The organism is Streptomyces shenzhenensis (assembly GCF_021462265.1).
Lineage (GTDB): Bacteria > Actinomycetota > Actinomycetes > Streptomycetales > Streptomycetaceae > Streptomyces > Streptomyces shenzhenensis.
Genome location: NZ_JAJONF010000005.1, coordinates 107669 through 130692, shown reverse-complemented (window position 1 = coordinate 130692; position 23024 = coordinate 107669). Strand labels below are relative to the sequence as shown.

At 71.3% G+C, this 23024-nt stretch carries 18 protein-coding genes and 1 pseudogene; 10 read left to right on the top strand and 9 right to left on the bottom strand.

Going from position 1 to position 23024, the window contains the following annotated elements:
* Positions 1-84 precede the first annotated feature (84 nt).
* Positions 85-1281, top strand: coding sequence for a glycoside hydrolase family 3 N-terminal domain-containing protein (locus LQ326_RS09085; RefSeq protein WP_234534454.1), 1197 nt, complete (start codon positions 85-87; stop codon positions 1279-1281).
* A gap of 255 nt (positions 1282-1536) precedes the next feature.
* Here the strand turns inward: LQ326_RS09085 and LQ326_RS09080 are convergent, their stop codons facing one another.
* Complete coding sequence (locus LQ326_RS09080) at positions 1537-2328, bottom strand: COG4705 family protein (protein WP_234534453.1); 792 nt, start codon at positions 2326-2328, stop codon at positions 1537-1539.
* A 339-nt stretch (positions 2329-2667) separates the two neighbouring features.
* On the opposite strand from LQ326_RS09080, the gene LQ326_RS09075 reads away from it, so the two are divergent.
* From LQ326_RS09075 to LQ326_RS09065, 3 genes are read left to right on the top strand one after another with little or no spacing between them, the layout of a single operon-like run.
* Positions 2668-3336, top strand: coding sequence for a DedA family protein (locus tag LQ326_RS09075; protein ID WP_234534451.1), 669 nt, complete (start codon positions 2668-2670; stop codon positions 3334-3336).
* A 49-nt stretch (positions 3337-3385) separates the two neighbouring features.
* The gene (locus LQ326_RS09070) at positions 3386-4048 is read left to right on the top strand and encodes a response regulator transcription factor (protein WP_234534450.1); all 663 of its coding nucleotides are present in this window, start codon (positions 3386-3388) and stop codon (positions 4046-4048) included.
* Positions 4045-5424, top strand: a complete 1380-nt coding sequence (locus tag LQ326_RS09065; RefSeq protein ID WP_234534448.1) for a sensor histidine kinase — start codon at positions 4045-4047, stop codon at positions 5422-5424. The genes LQ326_RS09070 and LQ326_RS09065 overlap by 4 nt, the downstream gene beginning before the upstream one ends.
* Positions 5425-5495: 71 nt before the next feature.
* Here the strand turns inward: LQ326_RS09065 and LQ326_RS09060 are convergent, their stop codons facing one another.
* Positions 5496-6344 carry a COG4705 family protein gene (locus tag LQ326_RS09060; RefSeq protein ID WP_234534446.1) on the bottom strand — a complete coding sequence of 283 codons (849 nt, stop codon included), beginning with the start codon at positions 6342-6344 and terminating at the stop codon, positions 5496-5498.
* A gap of 372 nt (positions 6345-6716) precedes the next feature.
* Here LQ326_RS09060 and LQ326_RS09055 point away from each other — a divergent pair, with 372 nt between their 5' ends.
* On the top strand, positions 6717-7355 hold the full coding sequence (locus tag LQ326_RS09055) for a TetR/AcrR family transcriptional regulator (RefSeq protein WP_181801604.1): 639 nt from the start codon (positions 6717-6719) through the stop codon (positions 7353-7355).
* 340 nt (positions 7356-7695) lie between these two features.
* Here LQ326_RS09055 and lpdA read toward each other — a convergent pair whose 3' ends face one another.
* Entirely contained in the window at positions 7696-9093 is a 1398-nt protein-coding gene (gene lpdA, locus LQ326_RS09050; protein ID WP_234534444.1) for a dihydrolipoyl dehydrogenase, read from the bottom strand.
* A gap of 66 nt (positions 9094-9159) precedes the next feature.
* Positions 9160-9858 carry an SDR family oxidoreductase gene (locus LQ326_RS09045; RefSeq protein WP_234534443.1) on the bottom strand — a complete coding sequence of 233 codons (699 nt, stop codon included), beginning with the start codon at positions 9856-9858 and terminating at the stop codon, positions 9160-9162.
* 205 nt (positions 9859-10063) lie between these two features.
* Between LQ326_RS09045 and LQ326_RS09040 the strand changes: the two genes are divergently transcribed.
* The 3 genes from LQ326_RS09040 to LQ326_RS09030 all read left to right on the top strand — a co-directional run bounded on the left by LQ326_RS09040 (position 10064) and on the right by LQ326_RS09030 (position 12236).
* Complete coding sequence (locus LQ326_RS09040) at positions 10064-10564, top strand: winged helix-turn-helix transcriptional regulator (RefSeq protein WP_234534442.1); 501 nt, start codon at positions 10064-10066, stop codon at positions 10562-10564.
* A gap of 107 nt (positions 10565-10671) precedes the next feature.
* A complete protein-coding gene (locus tag LQ326_RS09035; RefSeq protein WP_234534441.1) occupies positions 10672-11178 on the top strand; it encodes an SRPBCC family protein in 507 nt (168 codons plus the stop codon).
* Positions 11178-12236: an LLM class flavin-dependent oxidoreductase gene (locus tag LQ326_RS09030; protein ID WP_234534440.1), complete on the top strand. Its 1059-nt coding sequence runs from the start codon at positions 11178-11180 to the stop codon at positions 12234-12236. The genes LQ326_RS09035 and LQ326_RS09030 overlap by 1 nt, the downstream gene beginning before the upstream one ends.
* An 11-nt stretch (positions 12237-12247) precedes the next feature.
* Here the strand turns inward: LQ326_RS09030 and LQ326_RS09025 are convergent, their stop codons facing one another.
* The 5 genes and pseudogenes from LQ326_RS09025 to LQ326_RS09005 form a co-directional block, all read right to left on the bottom strand.
* Positions 12248-12547 (bottom strand): hypothetical protein, encoded by a 300-nt coding sequence (locus LQ326_RS09025; protein WP_234534438.1) that lies wholly within the window; start codon positions 12545-12547, stop codon positions 12248-12250.
* An 86-nt stretch (positions 12548-12633) separates the two neighbouring features.
* Entirely contained in the window at positions 12634-13503 is an 870-nt protein-coding gene (locus tag LQ326_RS09020; protein WP_234534436.1) for a recombinase family protein, read from the bottom strand.
* Positions 13504-13633: 130 nt separating this feature from the next.
* Positions 13634-15718, bottom strand: a complete 2085-nt coding sequence (locus tag LQ326_RS09015; protein WP_234534434.1) for a prolyl oligopeptidase family serine peptidase — start codon at positions 15716-15718, stop codon at positions 13634-13636.
* A gap of 127 nt (positions 15719-15845) precedes the next feature.
* A pseudogene (locus LQ326_RS09010) lies at positions 15846-17078 on the bottom strand (transposase); the annotation flags it as partial.
* Between the two features lie 27 nt (positions 17079-17105).
* Positions 17106-18968, bottom strand: a complete 1863-nt coding sequence (locus LQ326_RS09005; protein WP_268206858.1) for a DUF4158 domain-containing protein — start codon at positions 18966-18968, stop codon at positions 17106-17108.
* Between the two features lie 503 nt (positions 18969-19471).
* On the opposite strand from LQ326_RS09005, the gene LQ326_RS09000 reads away from it, so the two are divergent.
* The gene (locus LQ326_RS09000) at positions 19472-20266 is read left to right on the top strand and encodes a polysaccharide deacetylase family protein (RefSeq protein WP_234534869.1); all 795 of its coding nucleotides are present in this window, start codon (positions 19472-19474) and stop codon (positions 20264-20266) included.
* Between the two features lie 184 nt (positions 20267-20450).
* Positions 20451-22793, top strand: a complete 2343-nt coding sequence (locus tag LQ326_RS08995) for an FUSC family protein (RefSeq protein ID WP_234534428.1) — start codon at positions 20451-20453, stop codon at positions 22791-22793.
* Positions 22794-23024: the final 231 nt, after the last annotated feature.

Sequence of the window (23024 nt, the reverse complement as noted above, 5' to 3'; positions counted from 1 at the left end):
GAGTGATCGCGGCCATGCGGTCCGACGACGTCCGTCGGCCCGGTGGTCTCCGTGGCGTTCACCCGGACCAGTCAGGAGCGCAGCATGGGGACACCTGCACGCCCGCGTACGTGTGGGTGCGCCGCACGGCGCACCACTGTCGGACTCCTCACCGCCGTGCTCGCCGCCGGTGTGTGCACCGTGCCGGCCGCGGGGGCGACCGCCCCGCGCGTGTCCACCGCCTCCGCCGCCGGCTGCGCCGACACGGTCTACGCGGGAATGAGCCAGGCCCAGCGCGTCGGCCAGCTGTTCATGGGCGGCGTCTCCGCCTCCCGGCCGAGCGCGTCGGACCTGCGGACGCTGCGCACCTACCACGTCGGGTCCGTCATGCTCACCGGGCGCAGCTCCGCCGGAACCACCGCCACCCGAAAAGTGGTCGACGCGATCCGCAAGCAGTCCGAGACGGTCGGCGGCCGGCAGGTCGGGATGCTCGTCTCCACCGACCAGGAGGGCGGCCAGGTCCAGGTGCTCAGCGGGCCCGGCTTCTCGGTCATGCCCAACGCCCTGACCCAGGGCACCTGGAGCACGACGACCCTGCGCAGCCGTGCCGAGACCTGGGCGCGGCAGCTCAAGGCGGCGGGCCTGGACCTCAACCTGGCCCCGGTCGCCGACGTGGTGCCCGCGGGCCTCGGCACCCGCAACGCTCCCATCGGCCACTTCTACCGCGAGTACGGTCATACCCCCGCCGTCGTTACCTCGCACACCGGCGCCTTCGCGGCGGGCTTCCGCACCGCCGGGGTGATGACCACGTTCAAGCACTTCCCCGGACTGGGCCAGGTCATCGGCAACACCGACACCACCGCGAACGTCGTCGACTCGGTGACCACCGCCTCCAGTTCGAGCCTCCAGCCGTTCCAGAGCGGGATCAAGGCGGGTGCGCCGTTCGTGATGATCTCGTCGGCGAAGTACACCAAGATCGACTCGAAGCACCTGGCCGCTTTCTCACCGACCGTCATCAACTCGCTGCTGCGCACCAAGTTCGGCTTCAAGGGAGTCGTCATCTCCGACGACCTCGGCCAGGCGGTCGCGGTTCGCGCCTACACCCCGGCGCAGCGGGCGGTGCAGTTCATCGGCGCCGGCGGTGACATGGTCCTCACGGTCAAGGCGTCCACCGTGCCGGCGATGGTGCAGGGGGTGCAGGCCCAGATGGCGCGGGACGCCTCCTTCCGCGCCAAGGTCACCGCCTCCGTACACCGCATCCTCACGGCCAAGGCAGCCGCCGGCCGCCTCACCTGCAGCTGAGAACGCCCGCCCGGCAAGCGGACGCGTCCCACGACGTGACGTGACGGGCCGCGTCGCAGGGCGAGTTGCCGCCGCCTGACCCCCGACGGGGCGCCGGAGGCGACCGCGCCGAGCCCGAGAGCACCACGTGCACCGGCGGTTCCGCGCGGCGCTCCCCCAACTCGCCGTCGTCGCAACGCTGTCGGGGCGCCCGGAAGGACGCGGGCCCCCGGCGTCCCGGGCCGGGCGCCGGCGGAACCGTTTCCCGGCGGCCGCTCAGGCCGCGTCGAGAGCGGACGTGTCCCGGCGGGAGACGGCCAGGTAGCCGACGAAGCAGGCGATGGCCACCGTCCAGGCGAGGGTTACCGGTGCCAGGCCCAGGCCGAGTCCGCCCCGGGTGTGGCCGACCGCCATCCAGTCGGCGAGCGAGGCGCCGAGCGGGCGGGTGATGACGTAGGCCGTCCAGAAGGCGGGTACGGCGCTCAGGACACCGCCCCGGTGGGCGACGGCGGGCAGGCAGATCGCGACGGCGAAGAGGACCACCGAGCCGAGGTAGCCGAGGCCGATGGTGGCGGTCAGGTCGCCGGCGGCGGTGCCGAGGGCGAAGGTGGCGAGGACGGCCGCCCAGTAGAACACCTCCCGGCGGCGGGTGCGGATGCCGTGGATGGACAGGGTCCGCTCGACGGCGTACCAGAGGGCGAAGACCGCGGCCAGCACGACGAGGAAGAAGGGCGTGGACAGCGTGTAGGGCACGCCGAGACCGACGTGCAGGACGTCCGCCGCCATGGTGCCGAACACGCTGACCATGACGACGGCGGTCCAGTACACCCAGGCGACATAGCGGCGCACGGCGAACTGCACGGCCAGCGAGGCGGCCAGGGCGAGACCGCCGAGGCCGACGGCCGGAACCGGGCCGAGGAGCCGGGCCAGCAGGTCCGAGGCGGTCTCGCCCATCCCGGTGGTGAGCACCTTGATGATCCAGAAGTAGACGGTCACTTCCGGCACCTTGTTCGCCATGGTGCGGAGGGGAACGCGGGGACGGTCGTCCAGGAGGTGCTCTGTGGTCATGGGCGGCACGATGACACGCCGGGCTCCCGGCGCCACAGATGTCTTTGCCAAGGCTTTGGCGCCTCTGGTGCATGAGTTTCACGTCCGCCGCCCGAACCTGAACGCAACCTGTACGCCTCGGCAAAACGCCTGGTCGAGGTGGTTGAGCAGGTGATATGGAGGCCGGTTTCGCGGATTCGGGCGACCGGGAGTCCTCTACTACATTGTGTAGAGGCTCGTGCCCCGAGAGCGGCATCGGGACGACCGGGCCCGGAGATCGTCTAGAGTTCCCTACGACGTCTACAGGGCTGTAGTCGCCGAGGTGCCGTGTGAAGCCGTCCGCCGGAAAGGGCCCCGTTCATGACCGCTCCGATCCTCGCCGCGTCTCAGCTGGCCGTGAACGTGCTCGACGCCCATTCACTGCTGGCGGCCTTCGGCGTGCTGGGCGTCGGGGTGGTGATGTTCGCGGAGACGGGACTGCTGGTCGGGTTCTTCCTGCCGGGCGACTCGCTGCTGTTCACCGCCGGCCTGCTGTGCACCGGCTCGGCGCGGGGCGGTCTGCACCTGTCCCTGGGCCCGCTGCTCGTGGCGGCGGCCCTGGGTGCGCTGGCCGGGGCGCAGTTCGGATACCTGATCGGCCGGAAGGCCGGCGGGACACTGCTGGCACGCAGCCGCTCCCGGCGTCTGCGCGAAGGGGTGACGCGCGCGGAGGAGTTCCTCGACCGGTACGGCCACGCGAAGGCCATCGTGCTGGCACGCTTCGTGCCGGTGGTGCGGACGGTGCTCAATCCGATGGCGGGCGCGCTCCAGGTGCCGGTGCGGACGTTCACCCAGTGGCAGATCGCCGGCGGACTCGTGTGGAGTGTCGGTCTCACCCTCGCGGGATACGCGCTGGGCTCGTCCGTCCCGAACGTCGACCGGTACCTGCTGCCGCTGGTGGCACTGATCGTGGTCGTGTCGCTGGTCCCCGTTCTCGCCGAGGTGTACCGGGGGCGACGGGCCGCCGCTTCCGAAGAGGGACGCGGGTGAGCACCGCTCGGCGGAGCGGGCCGCGGGGCCGTGGATACGGGGGAGGACCATGCGTCACAAGATCCTCGTCGTCGAGGACGATCACGCGCTGCGTGACGTGCTGCGCCGGGGGCTGGCCGACGAGGGCTTCGAGCCCGTGCCCGCCGCCGACGGCGCCGGCGCCCTGCGGCTGAGCGCCGACGGCATCGGCGCGGTGGTCCTCGATGTCGGGCTGCCGGACGCGGACGGCAGGGACGTGTGCCAGGCGATGCGCGCGGGCGGGTTCACGGCGCCGATCATCTTCCTGACCGCCCGTCACCACCTCACCGACCGGCTGTCCGGGTTCTCCGCGGGAGCCGACGACTACCTGTCCAAGCCGTTCCACCTCGCCGAACTCGTCGCCCGGCTGCGGGCAGCCCTCAGACGGGCCGCCCCGCCGACGGTGTCCACGGCCGGGGACCTGGTCCTGGACGCGACCCGGCACCGCGCGAGCGTCGGCGACGCCCAGGTCGAGCTGTCCCCGACGGAGTTCCGTCTCCTGGCCACCCTCATGGCCGCGAAAGGCGCCATCGTGAGCCGCCGTGACCTGGTCCGGGCCGCCTGGCCCGACGGCGCCCAGGTCAGCGACAACACCCTGGACCAGTATCTGAGCCGACTGCGCCGCAAGCTGCGCGCGGCGGGCAGCGGCCTGAGCCTGGGCACGGCGCGCGGGATCGGCTACCGGCTGTCATGACCCGCCTCCTGCGGCACCTGGCCCCCCGCACCCTGCGCGGCCGGCTCTCGCTCGTGGCACTGACCACCGCGGCCCTCCTGATGACCGTCCTGACCGCGGCGTTCAACATCGTGCTGGACCGGCATCTGCGGCATCAGGCGGACGCCGAGCTGGGCAGCCGTGCGGACGCCGTCGCCACCACCGTGGACACCAGCGGCCCGCGGGTGCGGGTCCTGGAGACCGTCAACGACCGGCTCCTCGACGCCAACGTCTGGATCTACGGCGGGACGCGGCTGCTGGAGAAGCCCCCGGCCACCGCCGCGGGGAGCACCCTGACCGAGGCCGCCGCGCGGCTCGCCGTACGGGGCGGCGGTGGCTGTACGACCGTGCGGGCCGGGCATCCCGGAGCCGTCCGGCTGTGCGCCCGCTCCCGCGCCGGGAGCAGCGGCACGGCGACGGTCGTCACCGCCCTGGACCTCGCGCCGTACCGCAACTCGGCGGCCGCGGTGCTGCTGGGTTCCCTGGCCCTGGACACCGTCGTGCTCGCGTGCGCCTACGCGCTGACCCGCCTCGCCGTCGGGCGGGCGCTGCGTCCGGTGCGGACCATGACCGACCAGGCCGCCGAGTGGAGTGCCGCGGGGTCGGACGAACGCTTCGGTGCCGCCCACCACCCGGCCGAACTCGCGAGCCTGGGTGCCTCGCTGGACGCGCTGCTGGACCGCATCCGTACCGTGCTGGGGCACGAGCGGCAGCTGACCGGGGAGCTGTCCCACGAACTGCGTACCCCGCTCACCCGGATCATCGTCGAGCTGGACTGGTGGCGGGCCCGGCCGCGCTCCGCCGCCGAGACCCGCGCCACGCACGAGGTGATCGCCGACGCCGCCCAGGCCATGCTCACCATCTGCGACACCCTGCTGGACGACGCCCGGGAGGAAGCACGCACCGCCGCCACGGCGGCCCCCGGCGCCACGGCCGTCGAGCCCGTCCTGTGCCGTCTGGTCGACCGCCTCGGGGCGCCGGAACAGGTGAGAGCCGTCGTCGACACGACGGGACCGGAGCTGGCGGCGGCCGTCCGGCCGGTGCTGCTCGAACGCATCGTCAGCCCGCTTCTGACGAACGCGGTCCGGTACGCGCGCTCCACGGTGACCGTGTCCGCGCGACCGGTGCCCGGCGGGGTGCGGATCAGCGTCACCGACGACGGCCCCGGCGTACCGGAGGCGTTCGTGGACGACCTCTTCCAGCCCGGCCGCCGCGCCGATCCCGGGGACGGGCACGACGGCGCGGGCCTCGGACTGCCCCTCGCCCGGCGCCTGGCCCGGGGCGTGGGCGGCGAGGTGTCCCACGATCGCGCGTACACCTCCGGGGCCCGCTTCCTGACCGACCTGCCCGCCGGGTGAGCGGCCCGGGGACCCGCTCCTCCTTCTCCGTGTGCTGGGCGGAAAAGGCGGAGCTCCTGGTTCTCCGCGTCCTAGGCGGAGGTCCCGCGCTCCCGGATCTGCGCGTGGGCCACGAGGCCGAGCAGGACGGCCAGCAGGACGGCCGAGGAACCGGCCGTGCCGAGGTTCAGGCCGCCCTTGGCGACCGGCTTGGTCAGGAAGTCGCCCGCGGTCGCGCCGAGCGGCCGGGTGAGGACGAACGCGATCCAGAACAGCAGGACGTTGGGCACGACGGGCACCTTGATCAGGGCGACCAGGACGGCGAGCGCCCCGGTCACCAGCAGCGCGCCGCCGGCGTAGCCGAGGCCGGAGCTGTCGGAGAGGAAGTCGCCCATGGAGGTGCCCAGTGTGTTGGAGACGAGGATCGCCGACCAGAACAGGATCTCGGCGCGGAGCGTGACGATCTCCCGGATCCGGAAGGTCGTGCCGGTCGCCTTCCAGACCGCGAAGACGGCGAGGAGGATCGAGATCAGGACGGCCGCGCCGACCGGGTAGCCGAGGCCGAGGCCCTGGGGTCCCCAGCCGAGCGAGGTGGCGCCGCCCGCCAGGTACTCGGCGCCGGCGTCGCGGTTCATGAAGTCGGACACGGTGGTCCCGGCCATGCTGGTGGAGAGGATGACCGTCCAGTAGAAGAACGGGTGGTGGCGGCGGGAGCGGAGCTGGGCTGCCAGCGTCACCACGAACACCAGGAACAGCGCGATCGTGGTGAGGAAGTAGCCGAGCTTCAGGGTCTGCGCGAAGAGGTCGCCGGCCGTCTCGCCGAGGGTGGTCGCGGCGATCTTCATGATCCAGAACGCCAGTGTCACCTCCGGGAGCTTCTTCGTCACCGACGTGACCGTGCCCTGGTCCGCGGGACCGTTGAGGACTTCGGACTGCTCCAAGGTGGGGGGCTCCTGTTCGGTCGTGCCGCAGGACGCGCGCTCGCGTTGGGGGAACGCGCGCCCTGTCGTGAGCGGCCGCGATAGGCGGTCGTTATGGCCGACTTTGACAGCATTCACCTGAACAGTTCCTGAACGTCTGCCCCGTGTCCGGTCAGGCCGTCTGCCGCGAGGTGCGCGGTGGCCGCGGGTCGCCCTTGCGGGACGGCAGGAACCCGACGAGCCCGTGGGCGACGGCCGGGCAGGGCGCTCGTCGTGCCGCGCGGCACCTTGGGGCCCACCGGCAGGCGGCTCCTGTTGTAGGGGTCGCTCCAATTAGGATGGACATCCCAGAGGCGGCCCGCCGGACCGCCTCGAACTCCGAGAGGCGCAGGGATGACCGGGCCGCAGACGACGCGCAGGAAGCGCGCGAACGGGGTGGAGTCGCGCCAGCGCATCCTCGACGCCACCGTCGAGATCGCCGGCGAGCGCGGTTACGACGGCACCTCCATCGCGGCCGTCAGCGCCAAGTGCGGGCTGCCCCCGAGCTCGATCTACTGGCACTTCAAGGACAAGGACGACCTGATCGCGGCCGTCATCGAGCGCAGCTTCGAAACCTGGCTCACGACCGTCGACCTGCCCGGCGACGAGGCGGGGACCCCGCTGGAACGGGTCACCCTGATGGCCGCGAACGTGGCCAGGTCCCTGGTCGCCGCCCCGGACTTCCTGCGCCTCGGCCTGATGCTCGCGCTGGAGCGCCGCCCCACCGAGCCCCGGGGCCGTGCGGTCTTCCTCCAGGTCCGCGACATCTCGCACCGGCGCATCGCCGAGATCATCGCCACCCTCTTCCCGGCCCTGGCCGAGGACGCCGTGGAAACCCTGACCACCTACGCCGTCGCCGGCGCCGACGGCCTGTTCGTGCACCGTGAGGTCAAGGGCGACTCCGTCGACCTGGTGTCCCTGTTCGAGCTGCACGCGCGGCTCATCCACGACGCCGCCGCCCGGATGGCGGGTCCGCCGATCCGGACGAACTGACGCGCCGGGGCGGCACGGCCTCTCCACTCACGTTGCCCCGGGGTCCGAGGACCGCCGAGTGTCGAGCGTGGTCGAGACGACGTCACCGGCCGCCCTGGGCCGTACCCGCTTCCGCTTCCGCCTCCGCGGCAGCGGCGGCCGGCACCGCGGAGAGCGGCCCGGGGAACCGCGGCTCCCTCTCGCCGGTAGGCGGCGTGTTCGTCTTCGCCGTTCCGGCGCGGTGCTCGGCCACATCGCCGGGTACGCCGCGACCGGCACCTGCCCGCCAGCTTCCCCGCCACTCTCCCGCGCCTGGAGGTCGGTTCCCCCGCTCGGCGCGTTCCTGCCGGTACCGCCCCCGTCAGAGGTTGATCATGTGGCCGGCGAGCCCGTGCAGGGCGTCCTGGACCGCCTCGCTCAGTGTCGGATGGGCGTGCACGTTCCGGGCGAGCTCATGCACCGTGAGGTCCCATTTCTGGGCGAGCGTCAGCTCGGGCAGGAGCTCCGTCACGTCCGGTCCGATCAGGTGGCCGCCGATCAGTTCGCCGTACCGGGCGTCGCTCACGAGTTTCACGAACCCCACCGTGTCGCCGAAGCCGTGCGCCTTGGCGTTGGCGGTGAACGGGAACTTCGCCACGCGCACGTCGAAGCCCTGGGCGCGGGCCTCGGCCTCGGTCCAGCCGAAGCTGGCGATCTGCGGCTGGCAGAACGTCGCGCGCGGGATCATGCGGTAGTCGAGCTCCATGGTCTCCGCGCCGGCGATGCTCTCCGCGGCGACGACCCCCATCGCCTCGGCGGTGTGCGCGAGCATCAGCTTCGCCGTGACGTCGCCGATGGCGTAGATGTGCGGCTGGCTGGTGCGGCAGAACCCGTCGATGTCGATGGCACCGCGCTCGGTGAGCCGTACGCCGGTGCTGTTCAGCCCGTAGCCGGCCGTCCGCGGCTGGAAGCCGGTGGCCTGCAGGACCTTCTCCGCCTCCAGGACCTGCTCCGAGTCGCCGGAGCGGACCGTCACGCGGACGTTGTCCTCGGTCTCCTCGATGGACCGCACGGCGGTGGAGGTCAGGACCCGGATCCCCTGCCGCTTGAAGCGCCTGGTCAGCTCGGCCGAGACCTCCTCGTCCTCCAGCGGGGCGATCCGGTCCAGGAACTCCACCAGCGTGACGTCGACGCCGTACGACCGCAGCAGGTAGGCGAACTCGACGCCGATGGCCCCGGCACCCGCGATGATCAGACTCGACGGGAGGGTGTCGGAGAGGATCTGCTCCTCGTAGGTGACGACGCGCCGGCCCAGCGCCGTGCCGGGCAGGAGTTTCACGGTCGAGCCGGTCGCGATGATGCAGGAGCGGAAGGAGAGCGTCGTCTCGCCGTCCGTCATGCGCACCTGGAGGGTGTGCGGGTCGAGGAAGGTGCCCTGCCCCTCGAACTGTTCGATCTTGTTCTTGCGCATGAGGTAGCCGACGCCCTTGACGCGCCCGTCGGCCACCACCCGGCTGCGCTCGTAGGCGGCACGGTAGTCCAGGCCCACCTCACCGCTGATCTTCACACCGAACTTGTCCGCGTCGTGCAGGATCAGCTGGGCGACCTCGGCGTTGCGCAGCAGCGCCTTGGCGGGGATGCAGCCGATGTTCAGACAGACCCCACCCCAGAAGCGGCCCTCCACGATGGCCGTGCGCAGGCCCAGCTGGGCGGCGCGGATCGCGGCCACGTAGCCGCCCGGCCCGGCTCCCAGGACGACGACGTCGAAGTCGGTCTGCATGGCTCCACCTCACCGTTGTGTCGGGTCGATCTGCTGACTCCACCGTCGCACGATCGGGCCGCGCGATCAGCCGGTCGGGTAGAGAAGATCGAGCGGGCCGGACAGCGCGGCCCGGACCTGGCGGGCCACGTCGTCGACCAGGACCTCGGGTTCGTCGCGGGCGATCGCGTCCATGGTCTGCGCGGCCACCTCGGCCGCATCCGTCTTCGGCTCGTCGATCCCCGCGGTGGCGTCCGTGTCCACCCAGCCGACGTGCACGCCGACGACCAGCGTCCCCTGCTCCCGCAGCGCGACCCGCAACGCGTTGGTCAGCGACCACTGCGCCGCCTTGGACGCGGCATAGCTGGGAAACCGCCTGGTCGACCGCCACGACGCCACGGACAGCATGTTCACCAGGGCACCGCCCCCATGGGCGGCGAGCACCGGCGCGAAGGCCCGCGCGACGGCCCAGGTGCCGAGATAGTTCACCTCCAGCTCCTGCCGCGCACCGTCCAGGGAGCCCTCCAGCAGGCTCGGCCCGGCCTGGATGCCCGCGTTGTTGATCACGATGTTCACGTCGGACGCCGTCCGCGCCGCGGCCTCGATCTGCCCGGGGTCGGTGACGTCCAGGCGCAGCGGCTCCAGCCCCGGCACGGTGAAGTCCTCCGGCCGCCGTACGCCCGCGTACACCTTGGCCGCGCCCCGGCCCAGCAGGGCTCGGCAGAACGCCAGCCCGATCCCCCGGTTCGCTCCGGTCACCAGCGCGACCGATCCCTCGATCCTCATGGTCGTACACCTCGATTCACGGCTCGGGGCCCGGCGGACGGACCGGCCCTCGCTTCATGCTGTGGCCTGCGCGGGCCGTCCACATCCCGTGGGGTTCGCGGTGCGTACGGCCGATGACCACGAACGGACCGTGTCCGGTCGCTCGCCGTCACCGGAAACGCAACCGTCAGCTGAGTTTCTTCATAAGACTCGATATCGTGGAGGCATGAAACGGACGTCGTTCGCCAAGTGGCCGTGCTCCATCGCGCGGACCGTCGATCTGCTGGGTGACCACTGGACGCCGCTCGTGGTGCGGGAGGCGTTCTACGGCATCCGCCGCTTCGACGAGTTCCAGCGGGAACTGGGCATCGCCCGCAACACCTTGACCGACCGGCTGCGCCTCCTGGTGGACGAGCGGATCCTGGAGAAACGGCAGTACGAGGCCGAGCCGCCGCGCTACGACTACGTCCTGACCGAGAAGGGGCGGGACCTGTTCGCGGTGCTGGCCGCGATGTCCGCGTGGGGCGACCGCTGGCTGGCCGGGGAGCGGGGCGTGCCCGTGGTGTTCCATCACGAGGCCTGCGACCACGACACCGTGCCCGAGGTCGTCTGCTCCCTGTGCCGTACGCCGCTCAGGTCCGAGGAGACCTCGATGCGGATGGGCCCCGGGTACCCCGAGCGGCTCCGGCAGCGGCCGGACGTCCGCCGGCGGTTCGGCACCGGCTGAGCGCGGCGGGGCTCTTGTCTCCCGCTCCCTTCCGTGCTCTCTTGACAGGGTGAGTCTCATTTAGCAACTCTTGAGGTCAGGAACGCGGACGGCAAGGAGGCTGGATCTTGGAGTGGACGGGCGCGCGCTACGCGGACACACCCACGGTCGAGGCGGAGACCTGGATCGACGCCCCACCGGCCACGGTGTGGGCGCTGGTCAGCGACATCGAACTGATGCCGGACATGAGCGAGGAGCTCCGGTCGGTCGCCTGGCTGGACGGAGCCGCCGGTCCGGCGGTGGGGACCAGGTTCGTCGGCCGCAGTGAGCACGAGGCGTTCGGGAAGTGGGAGACCACCTCCCACGTGATCGAGTACGAGCCGGAGTCGGTGTTCGCCTGGGCGGTGCAGGATCCGTCCGAACCCTCCGCGGTCTGGCGGTTCCGGCTCCGCCCGAAGGACGGCGGGACCGCTCTGTCGCAGTGGATGCAGCTGGGTCCGGGGCGTTCCGGACTGTCCGTCGCCATCGACCGGATGCCCGACAAGGAACAGAAGATCGTGTTCGTACGGCTGCGGGAGTTCGAGCGTGGCATCACCGCCACCCTCGCGCAGATCAAGCGGCGGGCGGAGGCGTGATGCGGACGGCCACCACGATCGAGGCCTCGGGCGGCGAACACTGGTCCCAGCAGCGCGACTTCGTCGTCGAGGCCGAGAAGCTGGGCCTGGACGTCTGCTGGGTCGCCGAGGCCTGGGGTTCCGACGCGCCCTCCGCGCTCGGCTACTACGCGGCGCTCACCGACCGCATGCTGCTCGGCTCCGGCATCATGCAGCTCGGCACCCGGACACCGACGGCCGTGGCCCAGACGGCCATCACCCTCTCCAACCTGTCCGGCGGGCGTTTCCTGCTCGGTCTCGGCGCCTCCGGCCCGCAGGTGATCGAGGGACTGCACGGTGTCCCCTTCGCCCGGCCGCTGCGGCGCATGCGCGAGACGGTGGAGATCGTGCGGCAGGTGGCCGGCGGCGGCCGGCTCTCCTACTCCGGCACGGAGTTCACCCTGCCGCTGCCGGGCGGTGAGGCCGTCCCGATGCGGCTGTCGATGCGCGCCGAGCACGAGATCCCCGTCTACCTCGCCGCTCTCTCCCCGGCCATGCTGCGGCTGACCGGAGAGGTGGCCGACGGCTGGCTGGGCACCAGCTTCGTGCCCGAGGGCGCCGCCGGCGCCTACTTCGCCCACCTCGACGAGGGCCTGGCCCGCAGCGGTCGTACCCGTGCGGACCTGGACGTCTGCCAGGGTGCCGAGGTCGCCTTCGCACCCGACGAGGAGGCGCTCGGGGCGATGGTCGCCGGACGCAAGAAGGAACTCGCCTTCAGTCTCGGCGGGATGGGCTCGGCGTCCACCAACTTCTACAACAGCGCCTACAGCCGCCAGGGCTGGGCCGAGGTCGCGGCCGAGGTGCGCGACCGCTGGCAGGCCGGCGACCGGGACGGCGCGGCCGCGCTGGTGACCGACGAGATGGTGCTCGGTACGACGCTGATCGGCACGCAGGCCATGGTGCGCGAGCGCCTCGCGGTGTGGCGTGACGCCGGCGTCGACACCGTCCGGCTCTACCCGGCGGGCGAGACCCTGGAGGACCGGCTCACCACGCTGGGGCGGGCGATCGAGCTGGTCCGGGACGTCGGTGGGCCGGGCTGAGCCGGGCCCGGTCAGTCGAGGACGTCGCTTCGGGCCGGCTCCCGCCGCTCCTGGCGCCGGTCGTTCCAGAGGCCGGCGAGCTCGCCCAGCGCGCTGCTGACACGGCCCAGCTCCCAGAACAGGTAGAGGCCGGCCACGGCGAACGGAATCCACTCACCCCAGTGGAAAAGCAGAACCGGCATGTACACCAGGCCGACCAGGACGAGGAACTTGACCAGGATCTCGGCTCCGTACGCGCGTGTGCGTGCGACAACGGCGTGCTCGCCCCGAACGTCGATCCACTGGAGGCGCGATCGGAGGCGCGATCTCATGACTGCTCCCTCGGACTCTGGGCGCACACGCTGCTCGAACAGGCCTTGGAGTCCTGGCTCAGACACCAGCCGCAAAGTAGCGGGGATCACGAGCTCGCGGCCGTGGCGACCTTTTCGTCGTGCTCGCGCAGCATCCGCATGACGGTGGCGGGTGAGGGGTGCTGGCCCTTCTTCGTGCCGGCCGTGATGACGAGCCGCTTGGCGATGTCGCGCAGGCTCATCTCCTGGTCACGTAGGTGGAGGGCCATGGACAGCATGTCTTCGTCGGTGACGCCCGCGCCGCCGATGGTCTTGCCGCGCTTGCGGGCGGACTCGTGGCCATCGAGGGTGCGGTCGCGGATGTACTCGCGTTCCATGCCGGACATGGCCGCGAGCACGGTGAACACGATTCCGGAAGGATCGTGCGAGCCCTTCAGCTCTCCGCTGAGGAACTCCAGGCCGACGTCGCTCGCCCTCAGCTCCTCGGCGAGCATGGCGAGTTCGATGCCGCGGCCAAGGCGCTTGTGCTCGTGCACGACGAGGGCGACGGCAACGCCGGAGGAGCGGATCTCTCCGGCGAGCTTCACGGCGGCCTCCAGCTCGGGACGCTTGGCGGCGCGGGTGGAGATCTTCTCCGAGAAGATCCGGGTGACCCCGGCTTCGCTGAGGGAGTCGAGTTGTGCGTCGAGGGACTGCCGGGCGGTCGAGGCGCGGGCGTAGCCGAGGCGGACGTGTCCGACCGGTTCGGCGTCGGCGCACACGGGCCGGGGCAGTTCGGTCCATGCCGAGCCCGGCTTGCGTACGCCGGGGGTCGGCACGCTGAGCGTCTTGGCGAGTTGGGGCACGAGGCGGAAGCGGGCGGTGTGGTACTGGATGGCCACCTTGCCCTTGCCGGTCCGGCATGGGGACCCCGCGGGGGCGGCGCAGGTGGACATCGGGCAGTCGTGCGATTCCACGCGCTTGAAGTCGTCGCTCACGACCCCGGACTGTTTCATGAGGACGTTTCAGACGTCCAGTCGCTTGCAACAACCCATGAAACAGTGGGGCGGGAGACGGACCCCCGGCTCTTCGAGCGCGGGGGTCCGTCTCGGCCTGATCAACCACCGATCATCTCGGCCGCGCTGGGATGCCGAGCGCCCAGTAGAGGAAGCTCAGCTCGTCGACGTCCTGCTCGATGAGGGCCGACAGGGTGGTTCCTCCGCCGTGGCCGGAGTCACGCAGCGGCACCAGGATGTAGGGGCCGCCCTTCGCGGCGTCGGTTTGAAGGGCCGCGATCATCTTGAGCGGGTCATATGGCGGTACGGTGCGGTCGTTGAGTGCCGTTGCGATCGCGATCACCGGGTAGCGGCGGTCGGGCCGTACGTTGTGGTAGGGCGAGTAGGCGGCAAGGTAGGCGCACTCGTCGGGGTCGTCTGGCGAGCCGTATTCAACGGTGGTGCCACTGAGGTTGGGGAAAGTTGGAAAGCGCAGCATGTCGAGCAGGGGCGTGCGGCAGTAGACGGCGCCGAACGCGTCGGGTGCTTGCAGTGCGGTGACGGCGACCAGCAGGCCGCCGTTGCTGTTGCCGCGCGAGGCGATCCGTTCTGGGGTCGTCCATCCGGTGGCGACCAGATGGCGGGCCGCGGCGATGTAGTCGTCGAAGGCGTTCTGCCGGCGCATGCCGACGGCTGCCTCGTGCCAGGTACGGCCGTATTCGCCGCCGCCGCGTATGTTGGCGTGGGCCAGCACTCCGCCGAGCTGGAGCCAGGCGGCACTGACGGCTGAGAAGCGCGGTTCTACGGGGATGTTGAAGCCGCCGTAGCCGCTGAGCCGGACCGGTCGCCGTCCGTCGCGCGGCAGGTCGGTGCGGTAGATGAGGAACATCGACACGGGGGTGCCGTCGGCCGACTCGTACCAGACCTGTTGCGTGGTGTACGCGGCCGGGTCGAGGCCGGCATCGGGTACGTGGTAGGGCTCCAGCCGGTCCTGTGCGTAGTCGTACTTGTAGACCGACGGCGGCTGCACGAACGAGGTGAAGGCCACCCATACGTCGTCGCCGTGCCAGGAGCCGGTGACACCGCTGACGACGCCCACCCCCTCGTTCCGGTTGACCGAGCCAAGGGACGGGAGCGCCAGGTCCCGCAGATGAGTGCCGTCCTCGGCGTGGACGGCCACCCGGTGCGAGGCGGCGTGCGAGTAGACGGCGTAGAGGCGGCCTCCGATCCCGGTGACGGTCTGCATGATGTCCGGGCCTTCTCGGATAAGCGTGCGCCACGCGGTCGGTTCGGTGAGGGGAGCAGTGCACAGGCGTCCGCGCGGCGCGTCGAGGTCGGTCCATACGAGCACCGAGTCGTCGATCACCTGCACCTGGTTGACCGACCGCATTCCGGTGGCCGCCGGAATCAGCTCGTCGTCGGTGAGACGCAGCAAAGTGACGTCGTTGGCGTGCACGAAGTCCCACACGGTGATGACCGCGTACCGGCCGCACTCGCTGGCGTCCACGGTGCACCAGTGGTCCTTGTCGCGATCGTCCCCGAAGACCTTGCGGGCCGGGGTGTCCGAGCCGATCCGGTGCTCGTAGACGGCGTGCCAGTACGCCTGCTCGTCGGGTGGGACTTCGCCGGGCTCGGGATAGGCGGTGTAGAAGAAGCTGGACGAATCGGGTCGCCAGGCGACCGAGCCGTGGTCGGTGCCCCGCAGTCGCTCGGGTAGCAGCTGGCCGGTCTCGACGTCGAGGACATGGATCACTGCGCCATGGGTGCCACCGCCGGCCCGGCCGAGTGCCACCAGGGTGCCGTCGGGGGACGGCTCGGCGAACACCAGGACGTCGCCGGCCGGCCAAGCGCCCGGGTCGATCACGGTTTCTGCTGGGGCACCGGTCGAACGGCGCATCATCAGGGCGGACTTCTCGTCGTCGGCACCGGCCTGCCAATGGAAAGTGCGCCCGTTCCGGCCCGCAGGGATCGGCGGGGACAGCCGCGCGTAGCGAGTGGAACGGGCGACGGCAGCGCGCAGACCCTCGCGGCCGGGGACGCTGTCGAGCACCGCGCGGGTGACCGCCTCCTGGGCAGCGATCCAGTCGACCGTCTCGCCGTCGTCGAGCCGTTCCAGCCAGACATACGGGTCCTCGTAGCGCCGGCCATGCAGCGTGTATCCGCCTTCAGAGACACGGCGAGTCGGGGGGACCTCCACAGGCAGCGTTGGCCTGACCATCAGGTACCTCTCCTTTCGGACCAGCGCGGTCCCGGGGGTTAGCTGGACAAAAACGATCTACAAGTGAAGCAAACGCTCCGGGCGCCGCGCATGAGTAACCTTCGCTTGTTCTGCACCCTTCAGGCGGTCATCGCATGTCAAGAGGGGACCGTTCGGCAGCATCAACCGTGGCACGGGGGCCGGGCACTGTCACGGCTGGCCCCAGGTCGAGGCGCTTGTTCATGTCGAGGCGGAAGGTGCCGTACGGGTTGACGTTGGACCAGAACAGCGCGGTCAGGCCGCGCCGGTCCTCGTCGCTCAGTTTCTTCGCCCACGCCGGTTCGGCCAGGACCTGCTGAACCAGCAGGGTGTTGACGTGCACGAGCGCGGACTGGAGCAGGTGCAGGGTGAGCATCGAGGTCTCGGCGTGCTCCTTGTCCGGGCCGGTCAGAGCGCCGTCCTTGCCGTAGTGCAGCACGGTGTTCGCGCTGTTCCAGTTCTCCACGACCTGTAGCCCGCCGTGGATCTCGCGGCGCAAGCCGGGGCTGGCCAAGTAGTCACACGCGAAGATGGTGCGCATCAGGCGGCCGAGTTCTTCGAGAGCCTGGTAGGTGGGGTGCTTGGGGCGGCCTCGGATGAAGCGCCGCAGCACCTGTTCGGCCTCCGCCGTGCCGAGGCGGAGCGTGGTGGCGTACTTCACCATCTGGTCGTACTGCTGCTCGATCAGCTCCCAGCGGATCCGCCGCGTCAGCGAAGCACCGAGCGCCGGCCAGCCGGGCGGGGTGTCGTCCGGGCGGTACAGGCGGATGTTGCCGATGTTCTTCAGCCGCGGCAGCAGGCGGAAGTTCAGTAGTTCGGTGAAGGCGAACCCGACCACGCTCGCACCGTGGGTGTCGACGTAGTTCGACTCGATCTCGGCGTCCGTGCAGTGCCGCAGCAGGCCCTCGATCATCGCCGCGACCTCGGACGACGAACAGCTCTTGAGCTGGGAGTAGATGCAGACGTTCTTCCGCTCGACGTGCCAGTAGATCATCACGCCGTTGCCGCCGTAGCGGGCGTGGTACTCGGTCATGAAGTTGCTGGACCAGGATCCGAACTTCTTCGAGTCGGAGGCACAGGCAGTACCGGTGCCCCACCACGCGGTGTCGCGGGCGGCGAAGGTGGCGTTCACCAGTCTGGTGACGGCGGCTCGGAGGTTGTCGACGGTGATGAAGTGCCGTCGTACGTGCCGCAGCGCGGCCTCGCTCTCACCGCGTTCGCCGGTGGCCACGATCGCGCGGATGCCCATGCTCGTACCGAGTGCGAAGAGGGCCAGCAGGAGGCGACGCTGGAGGACGTCCCGCTCGATGCGCTCGTAGGCGGCCACCGAGGAGAACTCCTCGGTGAAGCCGGTGAGGAAGTCGGCGTTCTACAGCACGTCCAGGAGGTCCAGGACGCCCCAACGCCGTGCGACCTCCTCCTTGAGGGCCGCCAGGCCGGTGGGCTCGGCCAGCGGCTCCAGCTTCGGCACCGTGATCCACGGCTCGCCCTTGCGTGTGGTGACCTTCACCCCGCCCGCCGAGCCGTCCGCGAGCGCGCCGGACACCTGGTCCAGGCCCGCAGTCATGCGCTTCTTCAAGTCCGCGATGAACGCCCTCGGGTTCAGCGGCTGGCGGATCGCGGCGTAGTGCACGGCGCGGGTGGCCTCGAAGTCGCCAGGCAAGTCGTCCTCCGGATTGCGCCAGCGGGCGGCGCCCTCGACGTAAATCTCCCGGCGCCGTACGGCGTCCCGCAGCGCGACCAGAACGCACAGCTCGTACGGGATGCGCTCGACCTTGCCCCGCTCGTCGACGACCGCCTCGCGCCAGTTGCGCACCACGCCGTCCATCGGCACCTCGTCGCCGACGTCGTAGAAGCGGGTCTTGCCGTCGACGTCGGCGTACTTCTTCAACAGCTTCATCGCGTCCGTCACCGGGCGGTACGCGGTGTTGTTGCACATGAAGCCCAGGGTGTTCAGCAGCGGCGGCAGCATCTGCCGGTAGTACGAGGTGTACGACGACCGGAGCGTGGTGCGGACCTTGGCCTTGAAGACCTTCTCGTTCGCCTTCGCCTCGGCCACCAGCTCCCGCAACGTCTTCTCCCCGACCACCGGGAACAGGGCCCGGCGTACGACCTCGTCGGGCTTGTCAACGGCGGCCATCGCCAGCTTGAAAAGGATGCCTTCCTTGCCGCGGACCTTCTTCAACTCGGCGGTGAGCTGCTTCTCCACCCGCCGTTCGGCCCGTGCATTGATCTTGTGGACCAGAGCGACCAACAGGTCCACCAGGGCATCGGTGATCTCCGCCTGCCGGGACGAGCACAGCGCCGCGAGCAGGGTGATCCGTACGTCCTCACTCGTGTCGCGGAAGTCCGAGGGGTACATCTTGATCGCCCGTGCCCGCCAGGCGGCCACCAGCTTCTCCGAGCAGTCCGCAAACAGCCCGTCGGGCAGCCCGAACCTGCGCACGTCGTTGAGTTTGGTGATCTCCGTCAGCAGGGAGTCCAGGCCGACCGCGCCCGGATCGCGCTTGAGCGCGGCCAGCAGCGCGGTACCCGCCACGTTGGCTTCGGCCACCGAGGACAGCAGCCAGGCCGTGCCCGCCTCACCGAGACGAACGATCGTGCGGTTGCAGAACGTCCTCTCCCACTTGCCGCGCGCCGCAACGAGGACCTTCTCGACCCGGGTGCAGCCCGGCGGCTCGATCTTCCGGGCCCGGCACTCGACCAGCAGGGCCTCGCGCTGCCGGTCCTCCACCAGCTCGACCGGACAGACCTCCACAGCCAGCCACTCGACCAGCGCCTTCTCGTCCGCGACCGTCGAAGGCCGAAAGCCCAGGGCCTCGCGGATCTGCTTGCGGTGGTACTCGGCAGTCCGGCCGACCAGCGGGTACTTCGCGAAGTCGGTGGCCGGGACCTTCACCAGACGGGCGACGAACTCCACCGCAGCCGGTGGAACCTCCTCCGGCACTTCCGGGAACCGGCCTTCCAGCTCGAAGAACCTCAGCAAGAGACTGAAGCCGAGCCGAGTGGTCCCGCTCTTGTTCGCCACCAAGGCCCAGTCGCCGTCTACCAGCGTCCAGTTCGCCAACAGCTCCTCTGGCGACCACTCTTGCCGCACGCCCGCCCCTTCGGCCTCGATCACTCGCTCAGGCCAACGACGACGCAGAGAACGGGGAAACGGGGCCCGGCTGGCTACCCGCGACCTACTTTGCGGCAGGTGTCTGAGCTGGGACTCCAGGGCCGAACAGGCCATCGCCGGCTGACGGTTGACAGTTTCGAGGGCCGTGGCCGCCCGGAGGTAGGCCCCCCGAGTACTTCGGGACATCTCCATGTGATCACCGCGAACGGTGGCTCGCGTTCCGGACTGTGCCGGGGTGAGACGGTCGCGGTGGGTGGCCGGGGCCCGGTGGGAGTCTGCTGCCATTTCCGCCCGCCTCGCCGCGCACCGCATGGCGAGGCGGCAGGCCTGCGTTCCGGTACTACCGGTCGGGGGGAAACAGGACGCCGGCAACCGCCGCACAGCGGCCGGGACTTCCGGGTGTCCAGGGCGGGCGCGCGGCCTCGTCAACACCCTGTGCCCTTCGCGGAGGGACGGCCAACACCGTTCGCCCTCCTCCGCGTTAAAGGTCTGGCAGAGCGCCTGTCGCAGAACTCTCGCGGAATTGTCCGTGATCGGTAACGGACGGATCCGGTGCCCTCCGTTATCCGTCCTGACGGGTGCACGAGATGGACTCGACTACCAGGAACGGGGCGGACATGGCGCGGCACGGCGGACGGGGATGGTACGGCCAGGTGGTCGCGGCGGCGCTCGGGATCACAGCCGTGACCGTGGCCGCCTCGTTGTGGACCGCGCAGGCCGGACCCGTCGACGGGCATGCGAAAGCCGGGACCTCGGCGCGGCACGGCGCTCCGAAGGCGGCCCCGGCCCCGGCCCCGGCCCCGGCCTCGGTGTCGGCCGAGATCGCGCACGCCTCGGACCGGGGCACCAGGGGGGTGAACATCACCATCGACGACGGACCGGACCCGGTCTGGACCCCCAAGGTGCTCCAGGTGCTCAAGGAGTACGGCGTGAAGGCCACCTTCTGCATGATCGGACCGCAGGCGCAGGCGCACCCGGACCTGGTGAAGGCGGTGGTGGCGGCGGGTCACCGGCTGTGCGACCACACGGTCTCCCACGACGTCACCATGGACACCAAGTCCGAGGCCTACCAGTCCCGGCAGATCCTCGACGCCGAGCGCATGATCACCGAGGCGTCCGGAGGCGTACGGCCGCTCTACTACCGCGCGCCGGGCGGCGCCTTCACCCCCTACAGCCGTAAGCTCGCCGCCTCGCACGGCATGCGGCCGCTGGGCTGGAACGTCGACTCGAAGGACTTCGAGCGCCCCGGGACGGCCGCCATCGTGGCCACCGTCAAGGAGGAGATGCCGAACGGGCCGACCATCCTCTTCCACGACGCCGGCGGCGACCGTTCCGAGACGGTGGCCGCCCTGCGAGAGGTGCTGCCGTGGCTGAAGGAACAGGGGTACTCGTTCGGCTTCCCGGTGCGCTGAGCACGGAGCTGCGCGTCGCCGCGGCGGCGCGCGCCGGGGGCGCGGGGAAGGGCGGGAGGCCGGGGGCGCGGGGAGTCGTTCAGCCTCCAGGCAAATGTTGCGGTCGGCCCGGTGGTGGCCGCATATGGGTGGTGTGCGCGGTGCGGCGGCGGGGCCGGCTGCCCGGGGCCGGCGGGAGGTGGACATGTCGGGGCGGGCACCACGCTGGGTGACGTGGCTGCGCGGCCAGGACCCGGACCTCGCGGCGACCCGGCGGGCCGCGCGGACGGCACTGGTGATGCCCGCCCTGTTCGCCCTGTGCACCGAGGTGCTGCACTCCCCGGCGATGGCGAGCTACGCCGCGTTCGGCTCGTTCTCGATGCTGCTGCTGGTGGACTACTCCGGGCCGATGGTGGAGCGGCTGCGGGCGCAGGCGGCGCTCGCGGTGGCGTGGCTGGTGCTCATCTGCCTCGGCACGCTGGCCGCGCAACGGCTCTGGCTCGCCGTGGCGGCCACGGTCGTGACCGGTTTCGCGGTCCTCTTCGCCGGCGTGGTCAGCTCCGTCCTGGCCGGCAGTTCGACGGCGCTCCTGCTGGCCTTCGTGCTGCCGGTCAGCGCCCCGGCGGCGCTGTCGCAACTGCCCGGGCGGCTCGCCGGCGCGGGCCTGGCGGCGGCGGTCGCGCTGCCTGCCGTCGCCCTGCTGTGGCCGCGTCCCGTCGCCGAACCGCTCAGCGCCCCGGCGGCCGCCGTCTGCCGTGCCGCCGCGGGGTATCTGCGTATCCGCGCGGGCCTGCCGGGCCCGGACGGGCCGGGGTCCCACGCCGAACGGTGCCGGCTGGGAGCGGAGCACACCGCCCGGACCGGCGCGGACCTCCGCGGCGCCTTCGAGGCCACCCCGTACCGCCCCACCGGCCTGTCCGCGACCTCACGTGCCGTGGTCCGGCTGGTGGACGAGCTGACCTGGCTGTGCGCCGTCCTCGTGGACCGGTCCGAGTACACCGACGAGCCCCCGGCGTGCGATCCGGCCGCGTACACCGTGCGCCGCGCCGCCGCCGGGGTCCTGGAGGCGGCCTGTGACCTGCTCACGGACCTGAACGGGGACACTGTCCCGTTGCGGGCCCGCGGGAAGGAACTGCGGGCGGCCCTGGCCGCGATGGAGCACAGCTCCACCGTCCGGGTGCCCGCCGGGCATCCGGACGGCACCGGCACGGCGGAGGTCTACGGGTTCATCGCCACGCTCGACGTGTCCTTCCGCGCCCAGGAGCTCGGCTTCGCCGTGCTGCAGATCGCCGACAACGTCGACATGGCGGCCACCGCCTGGCAGCGCAGCTGGCCCGAACGGCTGCTCGGCCGCGAGCCGGGCGCGCTGGCCGCGCCCCTCGCCTCCGCCCGCGAACGGGCCGTCACCCATCTCAGGCCCGACTCGGTGTGGCTGCACAACAGCCTGCGCGGCGCCGTCGGCCTCGGCATCGCCGTGTTCCTGGCCGGGCTGACGGGCGTCGGGCACTCCTTCTGGGTGCTGCTGGGCACCCTGTCCGTGCTGCGCTCCAACGCCCTCAGCACCGGGCAGAACGCCGTCCGCGCCGTCCTCGGCACGTTGGCCGGGTCCGTGGTCGGCGCCGCACTGCTGCATCTTCTCGGCCACCACGGCACCGCCCTGTGGTTCGTGCTCCCCGTGGCCGTCCTGTTCGCCGGGATCGCGCCCGCAGCCGTCTCCTTCGCCGCCGGGCAGGCCGCGTTCACCGTCACGCTGGTGGTGCTGTTCAACATCGGCCACGACCCGAACTGGCACATCGCCCTGCTGCGCGTCCAGGACATCGCACTGGGGTGCCTGGTCAGTGTGGTCGTGGCCGCGTTCTTCTGGCCGCGCGGCGCCCGGGGCGCCGTCCACAGGGCGCTCGCCGAGGCGTACGACGACAGCGCGCGTTACCTCGGGGACGCCGTCGGGTACGCCCTCGGCGACGGCCACCCCGTCGACCCCGGCCCGCGGAGCCGGGCGGCGGCCGCCGCCGCCCGTCGCCTCGATGACGCGTTCCGCAACTACCTGGCCGAACTCGGCGCCAAGCCAATGTCGCTGTCCTGCGCGACCGCCCTCGTCAACGGGGTCGTCGGGCTGCGGCTGGCCGCCGACGCCGTCGTCTCCCTGTGGCAGGGCGAGGACCGGGCACGCGGCCAGGCCGTCCGGGCCGACGCCCACCGCGCCGTACTCGGATCGGCGGCCCTGGTCACCGACTGGTACCACGCCTTCGCCGCGAGCCTCACCGGCCGTTCGCCCGTGCCCGGCGCCGTGCCGCTCCAGCCGGAGGGTGCCACGCGGCTCGTGGAGTCCGTCCGTACCGAACTCAGTGACGCCCGGGGCCGGGCCACCCCCGTCGCGGTCCGGATCATCTGGACCGACGACCACGTCGACGCCGCCCGCCGACTCCAGCCCGCTCTCACCGAGGCCGCGAAGAAGACACAGGCCAGGACGGGTCCCGGGCGAGGGCCGAAGGGGTCCGGGTGGGAGCCGAAGGGGTCTGGGTGGGGGCCGAAGGGGTCCGCCGGCTGAGCCCGGAAGAGATCCACCCGCCGGACCCCGAAGGACCCCCACCAGCCGGACCCGCAAGGTGCCCCGGCTGAGCCCACAAGGCGCCCACCGGCTGGCCCCGGAAGGACTCCCACCAGCCGGACCCGCAAGGTGCCCGGGCTGAGCCCACAAGGCGCCCACCCGCTGAGCCCGGAAGAACTCCCACCAGCCGGCCCGCGAAGGACCCCCACCGGCCGGACCCGCAAGGTGCCC

Bases quoted from the DNA above. Each gene is read 5' to 3' on its own strand.
- LQ326_RS09000 (WP_234534869.1), top strand. From the start codon at position 19,472: ATGGCGCGGCACGGCGGACGGGGATGGTACGGCCAGGTGGTCGCGGCG.
- LQ326_RS09055 (WP_181801604.1), top strand. From the start codon at position 6,717: ATGACCGGGCCGCAGACGACGCGCAGGAAGCGCGCGAACGGGGTGGAG.
- LQ326_RS08995 (WP_234534428.1), top strand. From the start codon at position 20,451: ATGTCGGGGCGGGCACCACGCTGGGTGACGTGGCTGCGCGGCCAGGAC.
- LQ326_RS09045 (WP_234534443.1), bottom strand. From the start codon at position 9,858: ATGAGGATCGAGGGATCGGTCGCGCTGGTGACCGGAGCGAACCGGGGG.
- LQ326_RS09065 (WP_234534448.1), top strand. From the start codon at position 4,045: ATGACCCGCCTCCTGCGGCACCTGGCCCCCCGCACCCTGCGCGGCCGG.
- LQ326_RS09005 (WP_268206858.1), bottom strand. From the start codon at position 18,968: ATGGCCTGTTCGGCCCTGGAGTCCCAGCTCAGACACCTGCCGCAAAGT.
- LQ326_RS09040 (WP_234534442.1), top strand. From the start codon at position 10,064: ATGAAACGGACGTCGTTCGCCAAGTGGCCGTGCTCCATCGCGCGGACC.
- LQ326_RS09030 (WP_234534440.1), top strand. From the start codon at position 11,178: ATGCGGACGGCCACCACGATCGAGGCCTCGGGCGGCGAACACTGGTCC.
- LQ326_RS09085 (WP_234534454.1), top strand. From the start codon at position 85: ATGGGGACACCTGCACGCCCGCGTACGTGTGGGTGCGCCGCACGGCGC.
- LQ326_RS09080 (WP_234534453.1), bottom strand. From the start codon at position 2,328: ATGACCACAGAGCACCTCCTGGACGACCGTCCCCGCGTTCCCCTCCGC.
- LQ326_RS09025 (WP_234534438.1), bottom strand. From the start codon at position 12,547: ATGAGATCGCGCCTCCGATCGCGCCTCCAGTGGATCGACGTTCGGGGC.
- lpdA (WP_234534444.1), bottom strand. From the start codon at position 9,093: ATGCAGACCGACTTCGACGTCGTCGTCCTGGGAGCCGGGCCGGGCGGC.
- LQ326_RS09015 (WP_234534434.1), bottom strand. From the start codon at position 15,718: ATGGTCAGGCCAACGCTGCCTGTGGAGGTCCCCCCGACTCGCCGTGTC.
- LQ326_RS09075 (WP_234534451.1), top strand. From the start codon at position 2,668: ATGACCGCTCCGATCCTCGCCGCGTCTCAGCTGGCCGTGAACGTGCTC.
- LQ326_RS09070 (WP_234534450.1), top strand. From the start codon at position 3,386: ATGCGTCACAAGATCCTCGTCGTCGAGGACGATCACGCGCTGCGTGAC.